A 21,190-nucleotide genomic window follows, 5' to 3' on the forward strand; every position below is an offset into this window, starting at 1 on the left:
TATGGTTAGCCTAACCATTAGCTAGTCGGTATGCGCCCGCGGTTCGTCGCGGCATCCGTGGGAGAGAGAAGTTCGATGCAGTCGGTGTATCCCGTCACGCGCGCGCAGCGGACCATCTATTTCGGTCATCAGCTCGACGCCACCGGGCACCTCTACAACACCGGCATGTACACCGAGACCATCGGTGACGACATCGACATCGACCGGATGATCACGGCGATCCACTCGGTCCTCGACGCCGCCGAGACCCTGCACGTCAACTTCGACGTCGACGCCGACGGCAATGTCGTCCAGATCCCGCGCGCGACCCGCGAGTGGGACCTGCCGGTCATCGACTTCCGCGGCGAGGACGACCCGGCCGCGGCGTCCGACCGCTGGATGCGCGCCACGATGAACGAACCGCAGGATCTAGCCCGCGACCTGCTGTTCCGATTCGCCATCCACCGCCTCTCCGACAACACGATGCGGCTGTACCAGCAGTACCACCACATCGTGAATGACGGCTACGGCATCGGTCTCGCGACCACCGCGATGACCAGGGCGTACGTCGAGGGCAAGGGTCCCGACCGCGCCACGGAGTGGACCCTGGAACGGTACGTGCGCGTCGACGAGGAGTACGTCGCGAGCGAACAACGCGAACTCGACCGCCGCTACTGGCTCGACGAACTCGCCGACCTCCCGCAGGTGACGCGCCTGCTCGGCTCTGGTCGCCTGTCGAGCCCCGGAGAACTCGTCGCCTGGTCGCACATCGACGCCGACGGACGCGGCCGGCTCGAGCGGTACGCCAAGGCCCACGGCACCCGGCCCGCCACCGTGCTCATCGCCCTCCTCGGCGCCTATCTGGCCCGGGCCACCCGTCGCCGTGACGTGGTGATCAGCCTGCCCACGACCGCGCGCGGCACCCGCGAACTGCGCACCGTGCCCGCGATGGTCGCCAGCGTCCTGCCCCTGCGCTTCGACGTTCCCGACGACGCGCGCCTGGCCGACGTCGCCGAGGTGATCGACGGCAAACTGCTCGGCCTGCTCAAACACGGCCGGTACCGCGGTGAGGATCTCGGTCGCGAACTCGCCGAGATCGACCCGGACTGGCGGCCCCCGACCGTCGGCGTGAACATCATGCCCGCAGCTGCCTCGCGGTACTCGGTCGGGCGGGAATCGCAGGCGCACATGCTGTCCTCCGGGCCGGTCGGCGAACTGGAATTCATCCTCGTGCTCGAGAAGGCCGGGCACCCGATCGAGATCGGACTGCGCGGTCATGCCGACGACGCACCGCTCGCGCAGCGCTGCGCCGCCGATCTCGACGACTTCCTCGCCGCGATCCTCGACGACCTCGACGCGCCGCTCGGCACCTTCGACGTCGCCCCGGCGCCGGCCCTCGGCGACAGCTCCGAGGCCGACCACGAGGACACCGCCGCCGGACCGCTCGCGCTGCTGCCGGCCACCGCGCGACGCCGCGACGCCGGACTCTCCGTGGACGCCGACCTGCGCGAATACCGCGTCCCGGCTCCGGAGGATCTCACCGACGACGCCGTGCTCGCCGCGGTCGCCGCCGTGGTCGAGCACCACCCGGCGCTGCGGACGACCCTCACCGCACCGGCCCCGGTGCTGTGGCTGCTGTCGGTGAACGATACCGCCGCCGTCGACGCCCGGACCCTCGTCGCGAACGCCGCCCTGCCGGTGGGAACCGCGACCGCCGACCTGCCCCTGCGCCCCGACGCCACCGCCGGCCGGGTCCTGACCGCGGTGCGGCTCACCGCTGCGGACGAGAGCGCCGGGGAACTGGTCTTCCTCGCCCCCGCCGGGCTCGTCGACGAGACGTCCTGGTCGATCGTCACCGCCGACCTGCACCGTGCCCTGCGCGCCGCCCGGCGCGGCACGCAGATCGTGCTGCCGCCCGTGCCCACCTCGCCCGCGACCCACGCCCGCGTCTTCACCGAGCAGGCCGCCTCCCCGCAGCGACTCGCCGAGCTTCCCGACTGGATGACCACCGTCGCACCCGGTGCCGAGTTCGCCGCAGCGGTGGCCACCGGCCGCACACGGACGCCTGTGACCCTCACCCTGACCGACGACGAATTCTCCATGGCGACCACCGCAGTGGCCGGTCTCGTCTCGGGCGTCTCGACCGATGTGTGGACCGCGGTGACCGCAGCCGCGGTCGCGAACACCCGCGAGAGCGGCGACGGTGAACTGCTCGTCGACATCGTCCGCGACGGCCGCATCGCACTGGCCCCCGACGCCGACCTCACCCGCACCGTCGGCGCGCTCGACTGGACGACGCCGGTGCGGCTGGCGCTCGCCACCGATCCGCTCGACGCCCTGCGCACCGCGAAGGAACGCCTGCGCGCAGCCCCCGACCGGGGCATCGGCTGGCCGATGCTGCGTTACGCCAACGTCCAGGCCGGACCGGCCCTCGCGCCGCTCGGACAGCCGCAGGTGCTCGTGCGGAGCGGCGGAGACCGCATCGGCAACTACCTGCTCGATATCCACGTCGAACGGGGAACCGGCGGCGCCACGGTGCATCTGACCGCCGACGAGGCGCTCGACCCCGATCTCGTGGCCCGGCTCGCCGAGGCATGGCGCGCGGCATTCGACGATCTCCTCGGCCGCGCCGACGCAGCTTTGGGGCGGACCTGTCTCACTCCGTCCGATCTCGGGCACGTCACGCTCACGCAGACCGAGATCGACCGCGTCGCACGGATCGCGCCCGTGCGGATCGAGGACATCTGGCCGCTGTCGCCGCTGCAGCGCGGCCTGTACTTCCAGTCGGTCTTCGACTCGTCGAAGGACATCTACACCGCCCAGTTCTCGCTCGACTTCGGCCACCGCCTCGACGTCGAGCGCCTGCGCCGCGCCGCCGCACGTCTGCTCGCCGAGAACCCCACCGTGCGTGCCGGTTTCACCGACGACGGTCTGGCCGATCCGGTGCAGTTCATCGGCGCGGCGGATCTCGAGGTGCCGTTCACCGAGGTCGACCTCACCGACCTCGACCCCGCCGAGCAGCAGGCCCGCGCCGAGAAACTCATCGAGGAGGATCGGCTGCAGCCGTTCGACCTCGCGTCCCCGCCGCTGTGGCGCATGCTGCTGCTGCACCTCGACGGCATCGACCGTCTCGTCGTCAACCGCGAATTCATCCTGTGGGACGGCTGGTCCGGTGCGCTGTTCGTCGACGAACTGCTCGCCCGCTACGCCGGTGACGAAATCGCGGCGCCCGAAGCGGGTTTCACCGACTACCTGCAGTGGCTCGCCGCCCGCGACCGCGCCGCCGCCGAGCAGGCCTGGCGCGACGAGTTCGCCGGTTTCGACAAGCCCACGCTGCTCGCCGGATCCACCCGCGACCGCGCCGCCATCGTGCCGCTGCGCATCGAGTCGTACATCGACGAGACGCTCACCGCGACACTGCGCGATCGGGCCCGCAGCACGGGCGTCACCCTCAACGCGTTGATGAACGCCGTCGTCGGCCTGCTGCTCGCCGCCGAATCCGGCAGCACCGACGTCGTGTTCGGCTCCACCGTCGCCGGGCGGCCCACCGAGATCGTCGGACTCGACCGCGTGGTCGGCATGTTCCTCAACACCGTCCCGGTGCGGGTGCGCCTGTCCGGCGCCGAGACCGTCGCGGACCTGCTGCGCCGCATGCAGGACGAGTACGCCGACCGCATGGAGTTCGAGTATCTCGGACTCGGCGACATCCTCCGTGCCGTCGGTCATTCCGAACTGTTCGACACCCTGTTCGTACTGCAGAACTTCAAGGACGCCGACGAGATGGCCCGGCAGTCCGCGCGGCACGACATCCTCGCCGAGGACAGCCTCGACCACACGCACTATCCCCTCGCGATCGTCGTGTCGCCGGGGCGGACCATGCACGTCAAGATCGACTACCGGCCCGACGTCGTCGATGGTGCGCGTGCCCGGGCCCTGCACGACCGCTTCGTGGCGCTGCTCGACTTCGTCGCCCGCGGAGTCGATCTGCCGGTCGCGTCCGTGCCCGCACTGACGGCCGCCGAACACACCGTCACCGACGCCCGGCTGCGCGCCGAGATCCCCGAGGTCGAGGACGTCACCGTCGCCGAGATGCTCATCGCCCGCGCCGCGACCGACGCCGACCGCATCGCCCTCGTCTCCGGTGAACAGAGCAGCACCTACGGCGAACTCGCCGGCCGCGTCGAAGCGCTCGCCCGCACCCTCATCGCCGGGGGAGCGGGACCCGAGACCATCGTGTGCCTCGGCCTGCCCCGCAGCATCGACACCGTCGTCGCGCTCTTCGCGATCCTGCGCACCGGTGCCGCCTACCTGCCGCTCGAACTCGACCAGCCCGACGAGCGTCTGCGCACCGTCATCGACGACGCGCTGCCGGCGCTGTTCCTCACCACGACCGCGGTGCAGAACCGTCTCGGCCTGCCCGCCGACCGCAGCATCCGCCTGGACGGGCCCCTCGCCGCGAGTACCGCGCCGTTGACCGACGCCGAACTCGGTGCCTTCGCCCCGGGTCGCCCGGGCCGGCTCGAGCACCCCGCCTACGTCATCTACACCTCGGGGTCCACCGGCAAGCCGAAGGGCGTGGTCACCCCCTATCGGGGCCTGACCAACATGCAGCGCAACCACCAGGACGAGATCTTCGATCCGGTGGTCTCGTCGGTGGACGGACGCCGGATGCGGGTCGCGCACACCGTGTCGTTCGCTTTCGACATGTCGTGGGAGGAACTGCTCTGGCTCGTCGAGGGCCACGAGGTGCACGTCTGCGACGAGGACCTGCGTCGCGACGCCACCGCGCTCGTCGAGTACTGCAACACCCACGCCATCGACGTCGTCAACGTCACCCCTACCTACGCGACGCAGCTGATCGCGGACGGCATGCTCGACGAGGGTCCGGGACAGCACCGCCCGCCGCTCGTTCTGCTCGGCGGTGAGGCCGTGTCGGATTCGGTGTGGACGCGCCTGCGCGAGACCGATGGCACCCTCGGGTACAACCTGTACGGCCCCACCGAGTACACCATCAACACCCTCGGTGGCGGCACCGACGACAGCGCGACCCCCACGGTCGGCGTCCCCATCCGCGCGACCCGCGCCTACATCCTCGATCCGTGGCTGCGACCCGTCGTCGACGGTGTCGTCGGCGAGTTGTACATCGCGGGTGTGGGTCTCGCGCGCGGCTATCTGAACCGTTTCGGGCTCACCTCCGACCGCTTCGTCGCCGATCCGTGGTCGGCCGGTGGCCGCATGTACCGCACCGGCGACCTCATGCGCCGCCGCACCGACGGCAACCTCGACTATCTCGGCCGCGTCGACGACCAGGTCAAGATCCGCGGTTACCGCGTCGAACTGCACGAGATCGCGGCTGTGCTCGAGGAGCACCCCGAGGTCGGTACCGCGGCGGTGATCGCCGTCGACGACCCGCTCGTGCCCGGCACGAAACGACTTGCTGCCTACGCCGTTCCGGTCGGAGACGGCGATCCGCCCGACCTGTCGTCGCGGCTCGTCGCCCACCTGCGCGCCCAGTTGCCCGACTACATGGTCCCGGCCGGGGTACAGCTCATCGATTCCGTGCCGATGACCGTCAACGGCAAGCTCGACACCCGCGCCCTGCCCGAACCGCAGGCCGCCACGGGCCTCGGTGGACGCGCCCCGCGCACCGAGACCGAGAAGGTCCTGTGCGAGGTCTTCGCCGACGTCCTCGGGGTCGACGAGGTCGGCGCCGACGACGACTTCTTCGAACTCGGCGGGCACTCGATGATCGCCATGCGGATCGTCGGCCGCATCCGCTCCGAACTCGGTGTGGACGTCACCATCCGCGACCTGTTCGAGGCTCGCAGCGTCGAGGAACTCGCCCGCCGCATCCCCGGCGCCGCAGCGGCGCTCCCGCCGATCACCGCGCGGACGCGCCCCGACCGGGTGCCGCTGTCGGCCGCCCAGGAACGCCTGTGGCTGCTCCAGCAGTTGCAGGACGACAGCCTCGCCTACCACTACGCGCACGTCGCCCGCCTCGACGGCGCGGTGGACGCCGATGCCCTCGTCGCGGCGGTCGCCGACGTCGTGGAACGTCATGAGAGCCTGCGCACCGTCGTCGATTCCGAGGACGGCACGCCCTACCAGCGGATCCTGGACACGCCCGAGGCCGTGCGCTTCGAACTGCACGAGACAGAGTCCGAGGATGCCGTCCGGGCGCTGCTCACCGAGCGGCTCACCGCGTCGTTCGATCTGCACACCGACCCGCCGCTGCGCGTGGTGCTGGTGCGCGTCGCGCCCGACCGGCACGTCCTCGCAGTGGTGCTGCACCACATCGCGACCGACGAATGGTCGGATGCGCCGCTGCTCGGCGACCTCACCCGCGCCTACCAAGCCCGGTCGGCCGGCGCGACACCCGAATGGTCTCCGCTGCCCGTCCAGTACGCCGACTACACGCTGTGGCAGCGCGAACTGATCGAGGCCGGCCGGATCGACACCCAGATCGACTACTGGACCGACACTCTCGCGCAATTGCCCGACGAGATCGTCCTGCCCACCGACCGGCCCCGCCCCGCGCGGCCGACCGGAGCGGCGGGCAACACCACCGCGACGGTCCCCGCCGACATCGCCGCCCGCCTGCGCGCGGTCGCGGATGCCCGCGGCGGCACGATGTTCATGGCGCTGCACGCGGCCGTCGCGGCACTGCTCTCCCGGCTCGGCGCGGGCGACGACATCGTCGTCGGCACCCCCGTCTCGGGCCGTTCCGACACCGCACTCGACGAACTCGTCGGTTTCTTCGTCAACACCCTGGTGCTGCGCACCGATCTGTCCGGCGAGCCCACCTTCGCCGAACTCCTCGACCGGGTGCGCGAGACCGATCTCGCGGCGATGGCGCACCAGGAGGTGCCCTTCCAGCAGCTCGTCGAGCGACTCGCACCGCCGCGCGTCGAGGGACGGAACCCGCTGTTCCAGGTGATGATGAGCTACCTGCAGCGCCCCGCGCAGCTGCCCGACCTGCTCGGTGTGCCCACCCGCTGGGAACCGCTGAGCAACGTCCGCGCCAAGTTCGACCTCAACCTCACCTTCGTCGACGCCCCGGACACCGGCGAGGTCGCCGTATCGGTCGAGTACGCGACCGACCTGTTCGACGCCACCATGGCCGACACGCTTCTCGCCGCGCTGCTCACTCTGCTCGATCAGGTCGCGAGCGCACCCGCGGCCCGGATCGGCGACGTCGCGATCCTCGACGCCGACGAGGCCGCGGGACAACTCGCCGTCGGCACCGGCGAGCGCGTCGACTTCGCTCTCGCCCCGCTGAGCGAGGTGCTCGCCCGCAGCGCCGCCGAGCACGCCGAACGGCCGGCTCTCGTCGCGGCCGACCACACCCTCACCCATGCCGCCCTCGACGCCGCCTCGAACCGCCTCGCCCGCGAACTCGTCGCGCTCGGCGCCGGTCCGGGTGCGATCGTCGCGGTCGCGGTGCCCCGCTCCGTGGGGCAGGTCGTCGCGATCCACGCCGTCGTGAAGTCCGGTGCGGCCTACCAGCCGATCGACACCACGCTGCCCGAAACGCGCATCGAGTACCTGCTCGGCGATGCGCATCCGCGAGTCGTGCTGACGCGCAGCGACATCGAACTGCCCGGCGAGCATCCGCGACTCGACCTCGACGACACCGAGGTGCGTGCCCGCATCGACGCCCGCAGCCCGGAGTCGGTCACCGACACCGACCGGATCGCGCCGCTCACCCTCGACCACCCGCTCTACGTCATCTACACCTCGGGGTCGACGGGTCTGCCCAAGGGCGTCGCCGTGTCGCACCGCGCCGTGGCGAACCGGCTCGAATGGGTGCGCCGCGAACTGCCCGCCTCGCCCGACGACCGGGTGCTGCTGCGCACACCCGCGACCTTCGACGTGTCGGTGTGGGAGTTGTTCGCGCCGTTCGTCGACGGTGCGAGCGTCGTCGTCGGCGGACCCGACGCGCACCGCGATCCCGTCGAATCGGCGACCCTGCTGCGCGACGGGAACATCACCGTCGCCCACTTCGTGCCGTCGATGCTCGAGGAGACCCTCGCCGTGCCCGCCACCGCGGACGCCGCGAGCCTGCGCCGCATCGTGTGCAGCGGTGAAGCACTGTCGCCGCGCACCGTCGCACGCGCGGCGACGGTGCTCCCGCAGGTGAAGGTCCACAACCTGTACGGCCCGACCGAAGCCGCGGTGGAGGTGACCCTCGACGCCGACCCGGGTGCCCGGATCGGTTCGCCTACCCGCGGTTCCGTCATCGGGCGGCCGGGCGCGAACGTGTGCCTGTACGTGCTCGACCGGTATCTGCGCCCCGTGCCGGCCGGCACCCCCGGTGAGCTGTACATCGGGGGAGTACAGGTTGCGCAGGGCTACCTGCGGCGCCCGGCGCTCACCGCCCAGCGGTTCGTCGCCGACCCCTACGGCGATCCCGGCGACCGGCTCTACCGCACCGGCGACCTCGCACGCTGGGACGCCCACGGCGACCTCGAATATCTCGGCCGCGGCGACGACCAGATCAAGCTGCGCGGTCTGCGCATCGAACTCGGCGAACTCGAGGCGGCTCTCGATGCCGTCGACGGTGTCGCCCGTGCTGTGGCCGCGATCAAACCCCGTCCCGCAGGCGATTCGGTGCTCGTCGGATATATCGTTCCCGCAGCGGAAGTCGCGGTGGATCCGGTGGCGGTCCGTGACGCACTCGTCGGACGTGTGCCCGACTATCTGCTGCCCGCACGGGTTTTCGTGATCGACGCGGTCCCGACGACCTTCAACGGCAAACTCGATCGCGGTGCCCTTCCGGCACCGGAGTTCGACACCGGATCCGGACGGCAGCCGCGTACCGAACTCGAGGCGACGATCGCGACACTGTTCGCCGATGCGCTGGGACTCGACGAGGTCGGTATCGACGTCGACTTCTTCGCGCTCGGTGGGCATTCCCTCGCTGCGATCCGGCTCGTGAACGCGATCCGTTCGGAGCTCGGCGCGGATCTGGCCCTGCGCACGGTCTTCGACGCCCCGACGGTGGAGTCGCTCGCGCAGCGGTGCGCGGCCGCCGGGCAGGCGTCGCCGCGACCCGCGCTGGTGGCGGCCGACCCGCGACCTGCGATGGTGCCGCTGTCGTACGCGCAGCAACGCCTCTGGATTCTCGACCAGCTCGGGGCCCGCGGCGGCGTGTACAACGTGCCTGTCACGTGGCGGGTGCACGGGCGCGTCGACGTCCCGGCACTCGAAGCGGCCGTGCGCGACGTCGTCCTGCGTCACGAGTCGCTGCGCACGGTCTTCCCGAGCGCGGACGGACAGGCCTACCAGCAGGTGCTCGCGCCGGACGAGGTCCGCGTGGTCGTCGACCACCGCTCGGTCGCCGCGGCCGATGTCCACGATGCGCTGGCCGAGGCGATCGATCACCGCTTCGATCTGTCGGCCGAACTGCCGGTGCGGCTGTCGGTCCTCGACGCCGGGGACGGCACCGTGGTGGCGCTGGTGATTCACCACATCGCCGTCGACGAGTGGTCGACCAAGGCGCTGCTCACCGATCTGGCGACCGCCTACGCGCTGCGGGAGGTGGGGCAGGCACCGGAGTGGATGCAGCCCGCCGTGCAGTACGCCGACTTCACGCTGTGGCAGCGCGACCTGCTCGGCGACCCGGCGGATGCGGAGTCGCTCGCCGCGCGTCAGCGCGCCTACTGGCGCGACGCCCTCGCCGGCCTGCCCGAGGAACTGCCGCTGCCGACCGACCGGACCCGTCCGGCCCGCACCTCCTATCGCGGTGGCGCGGTGCCATTCGCGCTCGACGCGGAGGTCGTGCGCGCACTGCGGGAACTCGCACGCGCACAAGACGTCTCGATGTTCATGGTCGTGCAGGCCGCCGTCGCGGTGCTGCTCGCCGCCTACGGCGGCGGCGAGGACATCCCCCTCGGCACCCCGGTCTCCGGACGCGGCGACGCGCAACTCGAGGATCTCGTCGGTTTCTTCCTCAACACCCTCGTGCTGCGCACCGACCTGTCCGGCGACCCCACCGTCGCCGAACTGCTCGACCGGATCCGCCGCACCGACCTCGAGGCGTTCGACCACCAGGACCTGCCCTTCGAGCAGGTCGTCGACGCGGTGCTCGGCTCCGACCGATCCGTCTCGCGCGCCCTGCACCCGCTGTTCCAGGTGATGATCGTCTATCTCGTCGAACCCGATCCGCGCAGTGCGGGTGGGCTCACGGCGGGTGTCACCCCCGAACCGCACCCGATGGAGACCTCGAAGTTCGACCTGTCGTTCGACCTCGTCGAGTATGTGGGCACCGACACCCTCGTCGGCGTCGTCGAGTACAGCTCCGACCTGTACGACCGCGGCACCGTCGAACGTCTCGTCGCCGGACTCGACCGGGTGCTGCGCACGCTGGCCGGGGGAGAGGCGCACCGGCGCCTGTCCGCCATCGACGTCCTGCCGGCCGACGAACGCGCCCGGCTCGAACAGTGGCGGGCCACACCGGCACCGGTCGCCGAAGCCGTCACCGTCGCGGACCTGTTCGACGACGCGGTCGCCCGTCACCCGCACGAGACCGCGCTCGTGGCAGTCGATCTCGAATGGAGTTTCGCCGACCTCGCGTCCCTGGTCCGCCGGTGGGCGCGACTGCTCGTCGACCACGGTGTCGCTCCCGAGACCCGCGTGGCGCTCGTGCTGCCCCGCACGGCCGACACGATCGCGGCGATGCTCGCGGTGCTCGTCTCCGGCGGTGCCTACGTCGCGCTCGAACCGCGCACTCCCACCGAGCGTCTCGCGACGATCCTCGGCACCGCGGAGCCGGCCGTCGTGCTCACCACCCGAGAACTCGCGTCGTCGCTGCCCGCGGTGGACGCGCCGGTGCTCGCGCTCGACGACGAGACGCTCGCGGCGCGGGTCGCCGGCTACGACGACGCCCCGCTGACCGACGCCGACCGGCTCGCACCGCTGCGCGCCGACCACCCGGCCTACGTCGTGTACACCTCCGGCTCCACCGGCACACCCAAGGCGGTCCTCGCCCTGCACCGCGGCCTGACCGCGCTGTTCCACAGCCACCGCGCCGACCTCTACGCGCCGACGCAGGCACGGACCGGACGCGACCGGCTCCGGGTCGGCCACGCGTGGTCGTTCGCCTTCGACGCGTCCTGGCAACCGCAGCTGTGGCTCTTCGACGGGCACGCGGTGCACGTCGTCGACGAGAAGGTCCAGCGCGATCCGGCCGAGATGGTCCGCGTCGCCCACGAATCCCGCTGGGACTTCGTCGAGGTCACCCCGTCGCACCTCGCGCAGCTGCTCGATCACGGACTCGCGGACGACGGACGGTGCCCGGCCTCGCTCGGCTTCGGCGGCGAGGCGGTCTCCCAACCGATGTGGGACCGGTTGCGCGGGCTGGACGGCGTGAGCGCCTACAACCTCTACGGGCCGAGCGAGAGCACCGTCGACGCGCTCGTCGCACGGGCTTCGGACGCCGAGGCGCCCGTTGCGGGCCGACCGGTCGCCGGCACCCGGGCCTACATCGTCGACCGGTGGATGCGTCCCGCGCCGATCGGTGTGGAGGGCGAGCTCTACCTCGCCGGTCGTGGACTGGCCCGCGGCTATCTCGCCGACCCGGGTCGCACCGCCGACCGTTTCGTCGCGGACACGATCGATCCGGAATTCCCCGGAGACCGCATGTACCGCACGGGTGACCGGGCCCTGTGGACGCCCGACGGACACATCCGCTACCGCGGACGCGGCGACGACCAGGTCAAGATCCGCGGATACCGGATCGAACCGGCCGAGATCGAGACCGTGCTCTCGTCGCGACCGGACGTCGCGACCGCAGTGGTGCTCGCCCGCACCGATCTCGGTGCGACGGCACGTCTCGTCGCCTACGTCGTCCCGGCCGCCGGGCACACACTCGACGCCGAGACGCTGCGACGCGCGGTCGCGCGGGTGCTGCCCGACTACATGGTGCCGTCGGCGACGGTCGTGCTCGACGCCCTGCCCACGCTCGCCAACGGCAAGATCGACCGCGCAACGCTGCCGCGACCGGAACTCGCCCCGCGAACGCACCGGGCACCGTCCACACCGGCCGAAGAGCTGCTGTGCGCCCTCGCCTCCGAGGTCACCGGCGTCGAGCAGGTCGGCGTCGACGACGATCTGCTCGAACTCGGATGCGACAGCATCTCGGTGATGCGGATCCTCGGCGGACTGCGGGCGGCCGGATACGTGATCGACGCCGAGTCGATCTTCACCGCCGGGTCGATCGGCGAACTCGCCGCGACCCTCCACGAGGACGAGATCCGCGGCGCCGGGAACGGACACCCGGACGACGGACCTACGAAGTGTTCTACAGCAGAGGAGAATCGATGAGGATCCACAAGCGACTGCGCCGGATCGGCGTCGCCCTCGCCGCCACCGCCATGCTGGTCGGTGTCACGGCGTGCGGCTCGGACACCGACAGCGGCAGCTCGTCCGGCAGCGCGACGGCGGCGAACGGCGAGTTCCCGGTCACCGTCTCCGGCAAGTTCGGCGACACGACCGTCGAGTCGGCCCCGACCCGCGCCCTGCCGCTGTCGCCGCAGGACGCCGACATCCTGCTGTCGTTGGGCGTCACCCCGCTCGCGCTCCCCGTCGATGCCCAGAACCTCGCGGCGACCGGCGGCACCGGCGTGTGGCCGTGGGAGGCCGAAGCACTCGGCGCCGACGTCCCGCCGCTGCTGAACATGGACGGCGGTGCCACGGTGATCGCCGAGCAGATCGCCGCGCTGCAGCCCGACATCATCGTCTCCACCGGCTTCTGGGGACTCGAACAGAACACCTACGACCAGCTCGCCGAACAGTTCCCCGTCGTCCACTTCGACTACCGCGCCAACGGTGAGCCGTGGCAGGACTCCACCCGCAAGATCGCCTCGGCCCTCGGCATCCCCGAGAAGGCCGAGGAGGTCATCGAGCAGGCCGAGGTCGATCTCGACGCCGCCAAGGAGCAGTACCCCGCACTCGAGGGCGCGACCTACAACGCGATCATCGGCGACACCGGTGGCCAGCTGTCGGTGCTCGCCGCCGACGACCGCGGCATCGGGCAGTTCCTGAACTCGCTCGGCCTCGAGCTCAGCCAGTACGCGAACACACTGCAGGTCGATGCGGACGGACGCGGTGTGCTGTCCTACGAGGAGATCTCGCAGCTCGACGCCGACCTGCTCGTGGTCGTCTCGCCCACCGGCGATCTCGGATACCTGACCAAGTTCGAGGCGTGGAACCGTCTTCCGGCCGTCGAGCGCGGCGCGGTCGTCTCGCTCGCCCGCAACACCGGCATGCCGAACGCCGTGGGCTTCCCGTCGGCGTTGTCGCTGAAGTGGGCCACCGACGAGATCGCTCCGATGCTCGCCGACGCCGCCGCGAAGTCCGAGTGACGGCCCGGCAATGAGCAACGGCGCCCTCTTCGATCTGCGGCCGCTGCGCGAGAGCGCGGCCTTCCGCCGGATCTTCATCGCTCGCACCATCTCGATCTTCGGTATCGGGATGCTCATGGTCGGCGTACCGATCCAGGTCTACGACCTGACCGGATCGTCGCCGATGGTGGGTCTGGTCTCCGCGCTCGAAGGGGGCGCTGCGATCGGCGGCATGCTGCTCGGCGGCATGCTCGCCGACCGCTACAACCGCAAGTTCCTGATCCTGTTCGCCCGCACCGTCTCCGGTCTCACCTTCGTCGGACTGGCCGTCAACGCCGGTCTGTCGTCGCCCTCGGTGCCGGCGATCATCGCCCTGACGGTCGTCAACGGCCTGATCGGGTCGATCAGCATCGCGGCTCTGCTGGCAGTCGTGCCCACGCTCGTCCCCAAGGACCAGCTCGTTGCCGTCGGTGCGCTCAACGTGCTCAGCGCCCGCGCGGGAGCCGTCCTGTCCCCGGCGATCGGCGGACTCGTGATCGCGACGTTCTCGGTGGCGTGGAACTACTGGGTGGCCGCGATCGGCACCGCCGTGACCGTCACCCTGCTCTCGGGCCTGCCGGCGCTGAACCCACCGACGGCGGACGCCGGGCACGACGCCGACGCACCCGCGGAGACGGTGACCGGCTTCCTGCGCCGCGAACGCGTCGTCGGCGGGGTGATGATCGCCGGCGTCGTCGCGATGCTCGGCGGCGGTGTGCTCGTGCTCGTGCCGGCCTTTGCCGACGCGCGTTTCGAGGGCAATGCGGTCGCCATCGGCGTCATGTACGCGGCGATCGCGCTCGGCGCCGCCGCGGCCACGGTCACCAGTGGATGGCTCGGCCGTTCGGTGCGGCCCGGCCGCGTGCTGCTCACCGCCCTGGTCCTCGGATTCGTCGTCCAGGCACTGGTCGGCTTCACGTCCGTCCTGGCGCTCACCGTCGTGCTGCTCGTGATCGTCGGTGTGTTCGGGGCCGTGCAGGAGGTGCTGCGCTACTCGCTGATCCAGACGCACACGCCGCACACGCTGCTGGGCCGGGTGAACGGTCTGTGGTCCGCCCAGGAGGTCGCGGGCATGTCGGTCGGTGCGCTCGTCGCGGGTCTGTTCGGCGGCATCTTCGACGCCCCGGACGCGGTCGTCTGGTACAGCGCCGCGATGGCCGTCCTCGCGCTGCTCGTGACCCTGGTACTGCGAAGACTGCGCGGTGCGACGGTGGAACCGAGCGCGCATCCGGTGACGGTCGAGTGACCGTACGCCGCGCGATCCACGGGTTCGCGTTCCTGACGCAGCGGAGCCGACCGTGTTTGCTGGGGTTCAGGGGTACTTATGAGGTGTCGTTAACGCGATCTTCACCGACACGCTTCCTCCGCCATCGAGCGAATCGCCCGTATCGGGGTTAGCGTCGGGGGTGTAGGCGGCGCAGGTGCCGTCTACACGGGAGGTCCCTGATCGTGTGGCTGACACAGTCCGAGCGAGGGGGCCGGCACCGGGCCTCCGTGGTCGTGACGACACCGGGGACCCACCGGCCCACCGAATACGTCCGGGCGGTGCCGTCCGGGCCGAGGAGCCCCACGTGAACGCAACACGCTCCGTCCCCACCCGCTCCGGCCACGCCTCCGGTACCGCCGCTGCGAAAGAATCCGCTGTACGCACCTACGTGCTGGACACTTCAGTGTTGCTCTCCGACCCTTGGGCGGTCACCAGGTTCGCCGAGCACGAAGTCGTCCTTCCGCTGGTCGTGATCGGCGAACTCGAAGGGAAACGGCACCACCACGAACTCGGCTGGTTCGCTCGCGAATCGCTGCGCCTGCTCGACGACCTGCGGCAGCGGCACGGACGCCTCGACCAGCCCATCCCTATCGGGGACGAGGGTGGCACCCTCCACGTGGAGCTCAATCACACCGACCCCATGGTCCTGCCCGCGGGATTCCGCACCGACACCAACGACTCCCGCATCCTCGCGTGCGCCCTGAACCTGGCCACCGAGGGACGCGACGTGGTGCTCGTCAGCAAGGACATCCCGTTGCGCGTCAAGGCCGGTGCCGTCGGCCTCGACGCCGACGAGTACCACGCCCAGGACGTGGTGATCTCGGGATGGACGGGCATGACCGAACTCGAGGTCGACCGGACCCTCATCGACGAGATGTTCACCGAGGGCATCGTCGACATCGACGATGCGCGGGATCTGCCGTGCCACACGGGGATCAGGCTTCTCGGTGGCTCCTCCAGCGCGCTCGGCCGGGTCACCGCCGACAAGCGGGTGCAGCTCGTCCGCGGCGACCGGGAGGCGTTCGGACTGCACGGGCGCTCCGCCGAACAGCGCGTCGCCCTCGACCTGCTGCTCGACGAATCCGTCGGCATCGTCTCCCTCGGCGGCAAGGCCGGAACCGGAAAGTCCGCGCTGGCACTGACGGCGGGACTCGAGGCCGTCCTGGAAAGACGAACCCACCGCAAGGTGGTGGTCTTCCGGCCGCTCTACGCGGTGGGTGGGCAGGAACTCGGCTACCTGCCGGGTACCGAGGCCGAGAAGATGAATCCGTGGGGGCAGGCGGTCTTCGACACCCTCGAAGGACTCGCCAGCCCGGCGGTGCTCGAGGAGGTGCTCAGCCGCGGAATGCTGGAAGTGCTGCCGCTCACGCACATTCGCGGCCGGTCGCTGCACGATTCGTTCGTCGTCGTCGACGAGGCACAGTCGCTCGAACGCAACGTGCTGCTCACCGTCCTGTCGCGGCTCGGTGCGGGATCGCGCGTCGTGCTCACCCACGACGTCGCCCAGCGCGACAACCTGCGTGTCGGCCGGCACGACGGTGTCGCGGCGGTCATCGAGAAGCTCAAGGGACATCCGCTGTTCGCGCACATCACGCTCACCCGCAGTGAGCGGTCGCCGATCGCGGCGCTGGTGACGGAGATGCTCGAGGAGTTCGCTCCGGGCGCCTGACGCCCGGGCACGGCCGACACGGCGCGTCCGGCAATGCCGGACGCGCCGTCGTCGTCAGGCCTCGTCGGAGGTGTCGGTGTCCTCGGGGAGAGGGCCGAGTTCGGTCTCGAGCACTTCCTGGACGACGCGCATCGCAGCGAGTCCGGCGGGAGCGCCGCAGTACGCCGAGCAGTGGATGACGGATTCGACGATCTCCGTGCGGTCGAGTCCGTTGCGCAGGGCACCGCGGACGTGTCCGCGCAGTTCGTTCTCGGCACGCAACGCGATGAGCATGCCCAGGTTGAGCAGGCTGCGGCTGCGGCGGTCCAGGCCGGGGCGCGACCACACGGCGCCCCAGGCGTGCTCGGTCACGAACTCCTGCATCGCCTCGGAGTCGGTGCCACGGGAACGCTCGAACGCCCGCTCGACGAAGTCGTCACCCATCACTTCGCGCCGGATCTCCAGACCCGTCGTGAATCCCGGAGTGTGCTCGGCGTCGGACATGTCATCGCTCCCTGCTGATCCGTCGCCGAACGGTTCGGCGACGAACGGATTCTATGCGGGCAGCCTCGGGAAGCGGTGAGGGCGAGGAGCGTCAGGAGCGACGCAGGACGGCGCGCAGGACGCCCACGACGGTTCCGCGGAGGAAGGTGAGGACGTCGAAGTGGTCGTCCCACAAGGCGATCCGCCCGTCGCGCAGTTCGAAGGTGCCGCACACCCAGAACTCGATGCGCACCGGCCCGAAGCGCAGGATGTCGGTGCGTTCGGTGAGCACGATGTCGCCCTCGGCTGCGATGTGGTGGACGACGACGCCGAAGCCCACCGACGGTCGCGCGAGACCGGCAAGGATCTTCCGGACCCGGGCGCCGCCGCGGACGGTGGGGAGCCAGGTGTTGTGCCACGCGATGTCGTCGGTGATCAGAGAGGCGGCGCGGTCGATGTCCTCGGCGGCCGTTGCCTCCAGGAAATCGGTCACCGTGGCGACGGCGTCGTGCGCGGTGACGGTCTGTGTGCTCATCGTTCTCCTCGGCGTCGGCTGCGTCGCATGGTAACGGCAGGAGACCTGGGGTGGGGCGGATTGGTGCACGGCACGGAATCACCGGAAACCGGGTTGTGTCGCCGAGGAGTCGGGCACCCTGAAATCAGGTACCCGTCCTCTCAGTGACAGGAGCGAACCGATGAATCGAATTCCCCGACGCAGAGCAGCGTTGGTGGCGGCCGCAGCGGCGATCGGACTGGTGGTCGCCGGTTGCAGCGACGACCAATCCGCGGAGGACACGGTGGGCAGCGCGACCAGCGCGGTCCAGTCCGCCGCGGAGAGCGTGGCATCCGGGGCGGAGAGCGCCGTCGAATCGATCACGCAGGGCGACGATTCGCCCGAGGCCGACGAGCCCGCGGCGGATCGGTCCAGTGCGGTGCCGGGACCGGACGGCGAGCAGGTCGAACTCAGCGGGCCGATCCTGCAGAAGTACGCCGAGGTCGGCGGTGCGTCCAGCCCGCTCGGCGCCGCGACCGGCCAGCAGGAGGAAGTCGGCGACGGTTACGTCGCGGAGTTCGAGGGCGGCATCATCGCGTGGAGCCCCGACACCGATTCCCACATCGTGTGGGGTGAGATCCGCACGGCCTGGGAGGCCGCGGGTGGTGCCGGTGGCGACCTGGGCTTCCCGATCACCGACGAGGAACAGACCCCCGACGGTGCGCGAAGCAACTTCCAGTTCGGTTACATCACGTGGGCGCCCGGCGCCGGGACCGAGGTGGTCCAGGAATGAGGTGACTCCCCGACTCGCTGAGCCCTCGCTATCCGCTCACGTTTTCGCCATCCGCTACAGCAATTCGCTGGTTGTCAGGATGTTCGTGAGACACCTGGCAATCAGCGCGGGGATCGGAGCACACCAATGATCGACATCCCTGTTGGGCGGACCCGCACCGGCAAACGCGCGTTCTCCATCGCCTACAAGATCGAGTTCCTACGGCAGTGGGACCAATGCATCGAAGTCGGTGCCAAGACCCGCCTACTGCGCGAGACCAACCTCGACTACGCCACCATCGCACGTTGGATCCACGCCCGGGATTCGGGAGACTTGGAAGCGTCGATGGTGACCGCAGCAGACAAGTCGAGGGACCGAGTGGACAGTCGAGACCGTGCGGAGCTGGCCAAACTCCGCAAAGAGAACGAACGCCTCCGCGAGAAGGTCGCCCAGGGCGACGCCGCCGTGGAAATCCTGGGAAAAGCATTCGAGCTCTTGCAAGGGATCACCAAGAGCTCGACCGACGAGGACCCGCAGATCCCGCCGTCGTTGATGAGTGCCCGCGAGTACGCGCAATGGCTCGAACGCCGAGGACTGTCCTGACCGACACCGTCACCGCGTTGGCCGCAGCCGGCGTGCCGATCGTGCGTGGCTGCGCATTGCTGGGGATCCCCCGGGCCCGCTACTACCGGGAGGTGCGCGGGTATCGGCACTATCGGCCGGTGTCCGATCCGATCCGGCAGCGGGACCGGCACCAGCCGGCCGCGTTGTCACCGGCCGAGAAGGACACCATCGTCGAGGTGATCCTCGCCGAGGGGAACACCCATCTGTCTGTGTGCCAACTGTATTGGCGGTCCTTCGATGAAGGGCTGGTGGAGTGTTCCCAGTCGAGTTTCTATCGAGTGGCGCACTCGCAGAACCTGGTCGGGGACCGACGCCGCAGCCGCAGCGGCGGCCCGGGATCGGGGATCAGCCGCCGCAAACCGGTCGTTCCGGCTCCGGCGGTGGGCACATTGTGGTCGTGGGACATCACTGTGCTCAAGGGGCCACGCACCCAGGACCGGTATCTGCTGTATCTGGTGATCGATGTGTATTCGCGGTTCCCGGTGGCCTGGCGCATCGAGTACGCCGAGACCGCCGCTGCGGCGGTGGAAATGTTCACCGAAGCGTTCACCGCGTTCGGGGCACCGACGGTGCTGCACGCCGACAACGGGGCCTCGATGCGCTCGACCGCACTGCTCGATGCGCTCGACGAGCAGCAGGTCCTGCCCTCGTACTCACGGCCGCGGGTCAGTGACGACAATCCGTTTTCCGAGTCGTTGTTCAAAACCATCAAGTACGACCTGTCGTGTCCGCACCGGTTCGACAGCATCGACCATGCCCGGCGGTGGACCGAGGAATTCATGACCCGATACGCCCTCGAACACCGCCACAGTGGGTTGGGTCGACACACCCCCGCGTCGGTGTTCCTCGGCACCGCCGTCGAGGAACACCGACGCCGGCAGGACCGACTCGACCGGATCCATGCCCGGCACCCGCAGCGGTTCCAGCGCCGGCCGCTGGCACCACCACTACCTCGACCGACCGGAATCAACATCACCCATCTGTCTCAGACAGGTTGACAACTTCCGAATTGCTGTAGCGGATGGCGAAAATCGTAGCGGATGCAGACAGGTCGATCGGAACCCTGCGGGTCAGGACTTCTCGTCCACCCGCGTCATCGCCAGGACGTCGAGGCGGCGGTCCAGTTCCTCCTCGCTCAGGCGGTCGCCGACGAGGCCGCGGTCCACGACGGTCTGACGGATCGTCTTCTTCTCCTTCAGCGCCTCCTTGGCGACGGCGGCCGCCTCCTCGTATCCGATCGCGGAGTTGAGGGGAGTGACGATCGACGGCGACGACTCCGCCAGTGTGCGCAGATGTTCGACGTTCGCGACCAGCCCGGTGATGCAGCGATCGGCGAACAGTCGGGAGACGTTGGCGAGCAAACGAATCGACTCGAGGACGTTGCGGGCCATCACCGGGATGTAGACGTTGAGTTCGAACGCCCCGGCGGCGCCGCTCCACGCCACAGTGGTGTCGTTGCCCACCACCTGTGCGGCGACCTGCGTAACCGCTTCGGGAAGAACGGGATTGACCTTGCCCGGCATGATCGAACTACCGGGCTGCAGATCGGGGAGCTGGATCTCGGCCAGACCCGTGAGCGGACCGGACCCCATCCAGCGGATGTCGTTGGCGATCTTCGTCAGCGACACGGCGACGGTGCGCAGCGCCCCGGACACCTCGACCAGAGCGTCACGCGCGGCCTGAGCCTCGAAACTGTTGCGGGCCCCCTGCAACTCGTCGAGCCCCGTGGTCTCGACGAGCACGGCCACGACACGCGCCCCGAAATCCGCCGGTGCGTTGAGGCCCGTGCCCACCGCGGTACCGCCGATCGGCAGTTCGCCGAGGCGGGGGAGGGTCGCGCGGAGACGTTCGATCCCGGCCTCGATCTGGCGGGCGTAACCACCGAACTCCTGGCCCAGGGTCACCGGGACCGCATCCATCAGGTGCGTACGACCCGACTTGACGACCGTGCGCCACTCCTTCGCCTTCTCGGCGAGGGCACCGTGCAGGTGCTCGAGGGCGGGGATCAGATCCTTCACCGTCGCCTCGGTCGCGGCGACATGCGTCGCGGTGGGGAAAGTGTCGTTCGACGACTGCGACATGTTGACGTCGTCGTTGGGGTGGACCGTGACGCCGGCCTTCGCGGCGAGCGACGCGATGACCTCGTTGGTGTTCATGTTCGAGCTCGTGCCCGAACCGGTCTGGAAGACGTCGATCGGGAACTGGTCGTCGTACTCACCCGCGGCGATGGCATCGGCGGCCGCGACGATCGCGTCGGCCTTGTCGGGGTCGAGCAGACCCAGGTCCTTGTTCACCCGGGCGCAGGCGCTCTTGAGCAGACCCAGCGCGCGGATCTGTGCGCGTTCGAGTCCACGGCCCGAGATCGGGAAGTTCTCCACGGCGCGCTGCGTCTGGGCGCGCCACAAGGCGTCGACCGGAACCTGGACCTCGCCCATCGTGTCGCGTTCGATACGGAACTGCTGAGAAGACTGTTCGGTGTCGGTCATGTCCTCCACGTTATGCCGCCGGAACGAACGAGGAGGGGCACTGCACCAGAACTCGG

The 21,190-nt window shown here is 69.9% G+C and carries 10 protein-coding genes; 7 read left to right on the forward strand and 3 right to left on the reverse strand.

Annotated features, from left to right (window positions below; translation table 11 throughout):
• Nucleotides 1-75: 75 nt before the first annotated feature.
• The 4 genes from KXC42_RS05680 to KXC42_RS05695 all read left to right on the forward strand — a co-directional run bounded on the left by KXC42_RS05680 (nt 76) and on the right by KXC42_RS05695 (nt 16,297).
• Complete coding sequence (locus KXC42_RS05680; protein ID WP_219130007.1) at nt 76-12,303, forward strand: non-ribosomal peptide synthetase; 12,228 nt, start codon at nt 76-78, stop codon at nt 12,301-12,303.
• Nucleotides 12,300-13,343 (forward strand): ABC transporter substrate-binding protein, encoded by a 1,044-nt coding sequence (locus KXC42_RS05685; RefSeq protein ID WP_219130008.1) that lies wholly within the window; start codon nt 12,300-12,302, stop codon nt 13,341-13,343. Before KXC42_RS05680 ends, KXC42_RS05685 begins: the two co-directional genes overlap by 4 nt.
• Nucleotides 13,344-13,353: 10 nt before the next feature.
• On the forward strand, nt 13,354-14,607 hold the full coding sequence (gene entS / locus KXC42_RS05690; protein WP_094980836.1) for an enterobactin transporter EntS: 1,254 nt from the start codon (nt 13,354-13,356) through the stop codon (nt 14,605-14,607).
• A 325-nt stretch (nt 14,608-14,932) separates the two neighbouring features.
• Nucleotides 14,933-16,297, forward strand: coding sequence for a PhoH family protein (locus KXC42_RS05695; RefSeq protein WP_198162483.1), 1,365 nt, complete (start codon nt 14,933-14,935; stop codon nt 16,295-16,297).
• A 54-nt stretch (nt 16,298-16,351) separates the two neighbouring features.
• Here KXC42_RS05695 and KXC42_RS05700 read toward each other — a convergent pair whose 3' ends face one another.
• Both KXC42_RS05700 and KXC42_RS05705 read right to left on the reverse strand, forming a co-directional pair.
• Entirely contained in the window at nt 16,352-16,780 is a 429-nt protein-coding gene (locus KXC42_RS05700; protein ID WP_019288724.1) for a carboxymuconolactone decarboxylase family protein, read from the reverse strand.
• Between the two features lie 91 nt (nt 16,781-16,871).
• A complete protein-coding gene (locus KXC42_RS05705) occupies nt 16,872-17,294 on the reverse strand; it encodes a limonene-1,2-epoxide hydrolase family protein (protein ID WP_019288723.1) in 423 nt (140 codons plus the stop codon).
• A 160-nt stretch (nt 17,295-17,454) separates the two neighbouring features.
• Between KXC42_RS05705 and KXC42_RS05710 the strand changes: the two genes are divergently transcribed.
• The 3 genes from KXC42_RS05710 to KXC42_RS05720 all read left to right on the forward strand — a co-directional run bounded on the left by KXC42_RS05710 (nt 17,455) and on the right by KXC42_RS05720 (nt 19,646).
• Nucleotides 17,455-18,045 (forward strand): LGFP repeat-containing protein, encoded by a 591-nt coding sequence (locus KXC42_RS05710; RefSeq protein ID WP_232238033.1) that lies wholly within the window; start codon nt 17,455-17,457, stop codon nt 18,043-18,045.
• Nucleotides 18,046-18,171: 126 nt separating this feature from the next.
• On the forward strand, nt 18,172-18,627 hold the full coding sequence (locus KXC42_RS05715; RefSeq protein WP_039583527.1) for a hypothetical protein: 456 nt from the start codon (nt 18,172-18,174) through the stop codon (nt 18,625-18,627).
• Complete coding sequence (locus KXC42_RS05720; protein WP_219129769.1) at nt 18,600-19,646, forward strand: DDE-type integrase/transposase/recombinase; 1,047 nt, start codon at nt 18,600-18,602, stop codon at nt 19,644-19,646. Before KXC42_RS05715 ends, KXC42_RS05720 begins: the two co-directional genes overlap by 28 nt.
• Nucleotides 19,647-19,718: 72 nt before the next feature.
• Here the strand turns inward: KXC42_RS05720 and KXC42_RS05725 are convergent, their stop codons facing one another.
• Nucleotides 19,719-21,134, reverse strand: coding sequence for a class II fumarate hydratase (locus KXC42_RS05725; RefSeq protein WP_006553903.1), 1,416 nt, complete (start codon nt 21,132-21,134; stop codon nt 19,719-19,721).
• Nucleotides 21,135-21,190: the final 56 nt, after the last annotated feature.

The sequence above is a fragment of the Rhodococcus sp. LW-XY12 genome, from assembly GCF_019317345.1.
Classification (GTDB): Bacteria; Actinomycetota; Actinomycetes; order Mycobacteriales; family Mycobacteriaceae; genus Rhodococcus; species Rhodococcus pyridinivorans.

Bases quoted from the DNA above. Each gene is read 5' to 3' on its own strand.
- KXC42_RS05680 (WP_219130007.1), top strand. From the start codon at position 76: ATGCAGTCGGTGTATCCCGTCACGCGCGCGCAGCGGACCATCTATTTC.
- KXC42_RS05685 (WP_219130008.1), top strand. From the start codon at position 12,300: ATGAGGATCCACAAGCGACTGCGCCGGATCGGCGTCGCCCTCGCCGCC.
- entS (WP_094980836.1), top strand. From the start codon at position 13,354: ATGAGCAACGGCGCCCTCTTCGATCTGCGGCCGCTGCGCGAGAGCGCG.
- KXC42_RS05700 (WP_019288724.1), bottom strand. From the start codon at position 16,780: ATGTCCGACGCCGAGCACACTCCGGGATTCACGACGGGTCTGGAGATC.
- KXC42_RS05705 (WP_019288723.1), bottom strand. From the start codon at position 17,294: ATGAGCACACAGACCGTCACCGCGCACGACGCCGTCGCCACGGTGACC.
- KXC42_RS05710 (WP_232238033.1), top strand. From the start codon at position 17,455: ATGAATCGAATTCCCCGACGCAGAGCAGCGTTGGTGGCGGCCGCAGCG.
- KXC42_RS05715 (WP_039583527.1), top strand. From the start codon at position 18,172: ATGATCGACATCCCTGTTGGGCGGACCCGCACCGGCAAACGCGCGTTC.
- KXC42_RS05720 (WP_219129769.1), top strand. From the start codon at position 18,600: ATGGCTCGAACGCCGAGGACTGTCCTGACCGACACCGTCACCGCGTTG.
- KXC42_RS05725 (WP_006553903.1), bottom strand. From the start codon at position 21,134: ATGACCGACACCGAACAGTCTTCTCAGCAGTTCCGTATCGAACGCGAC.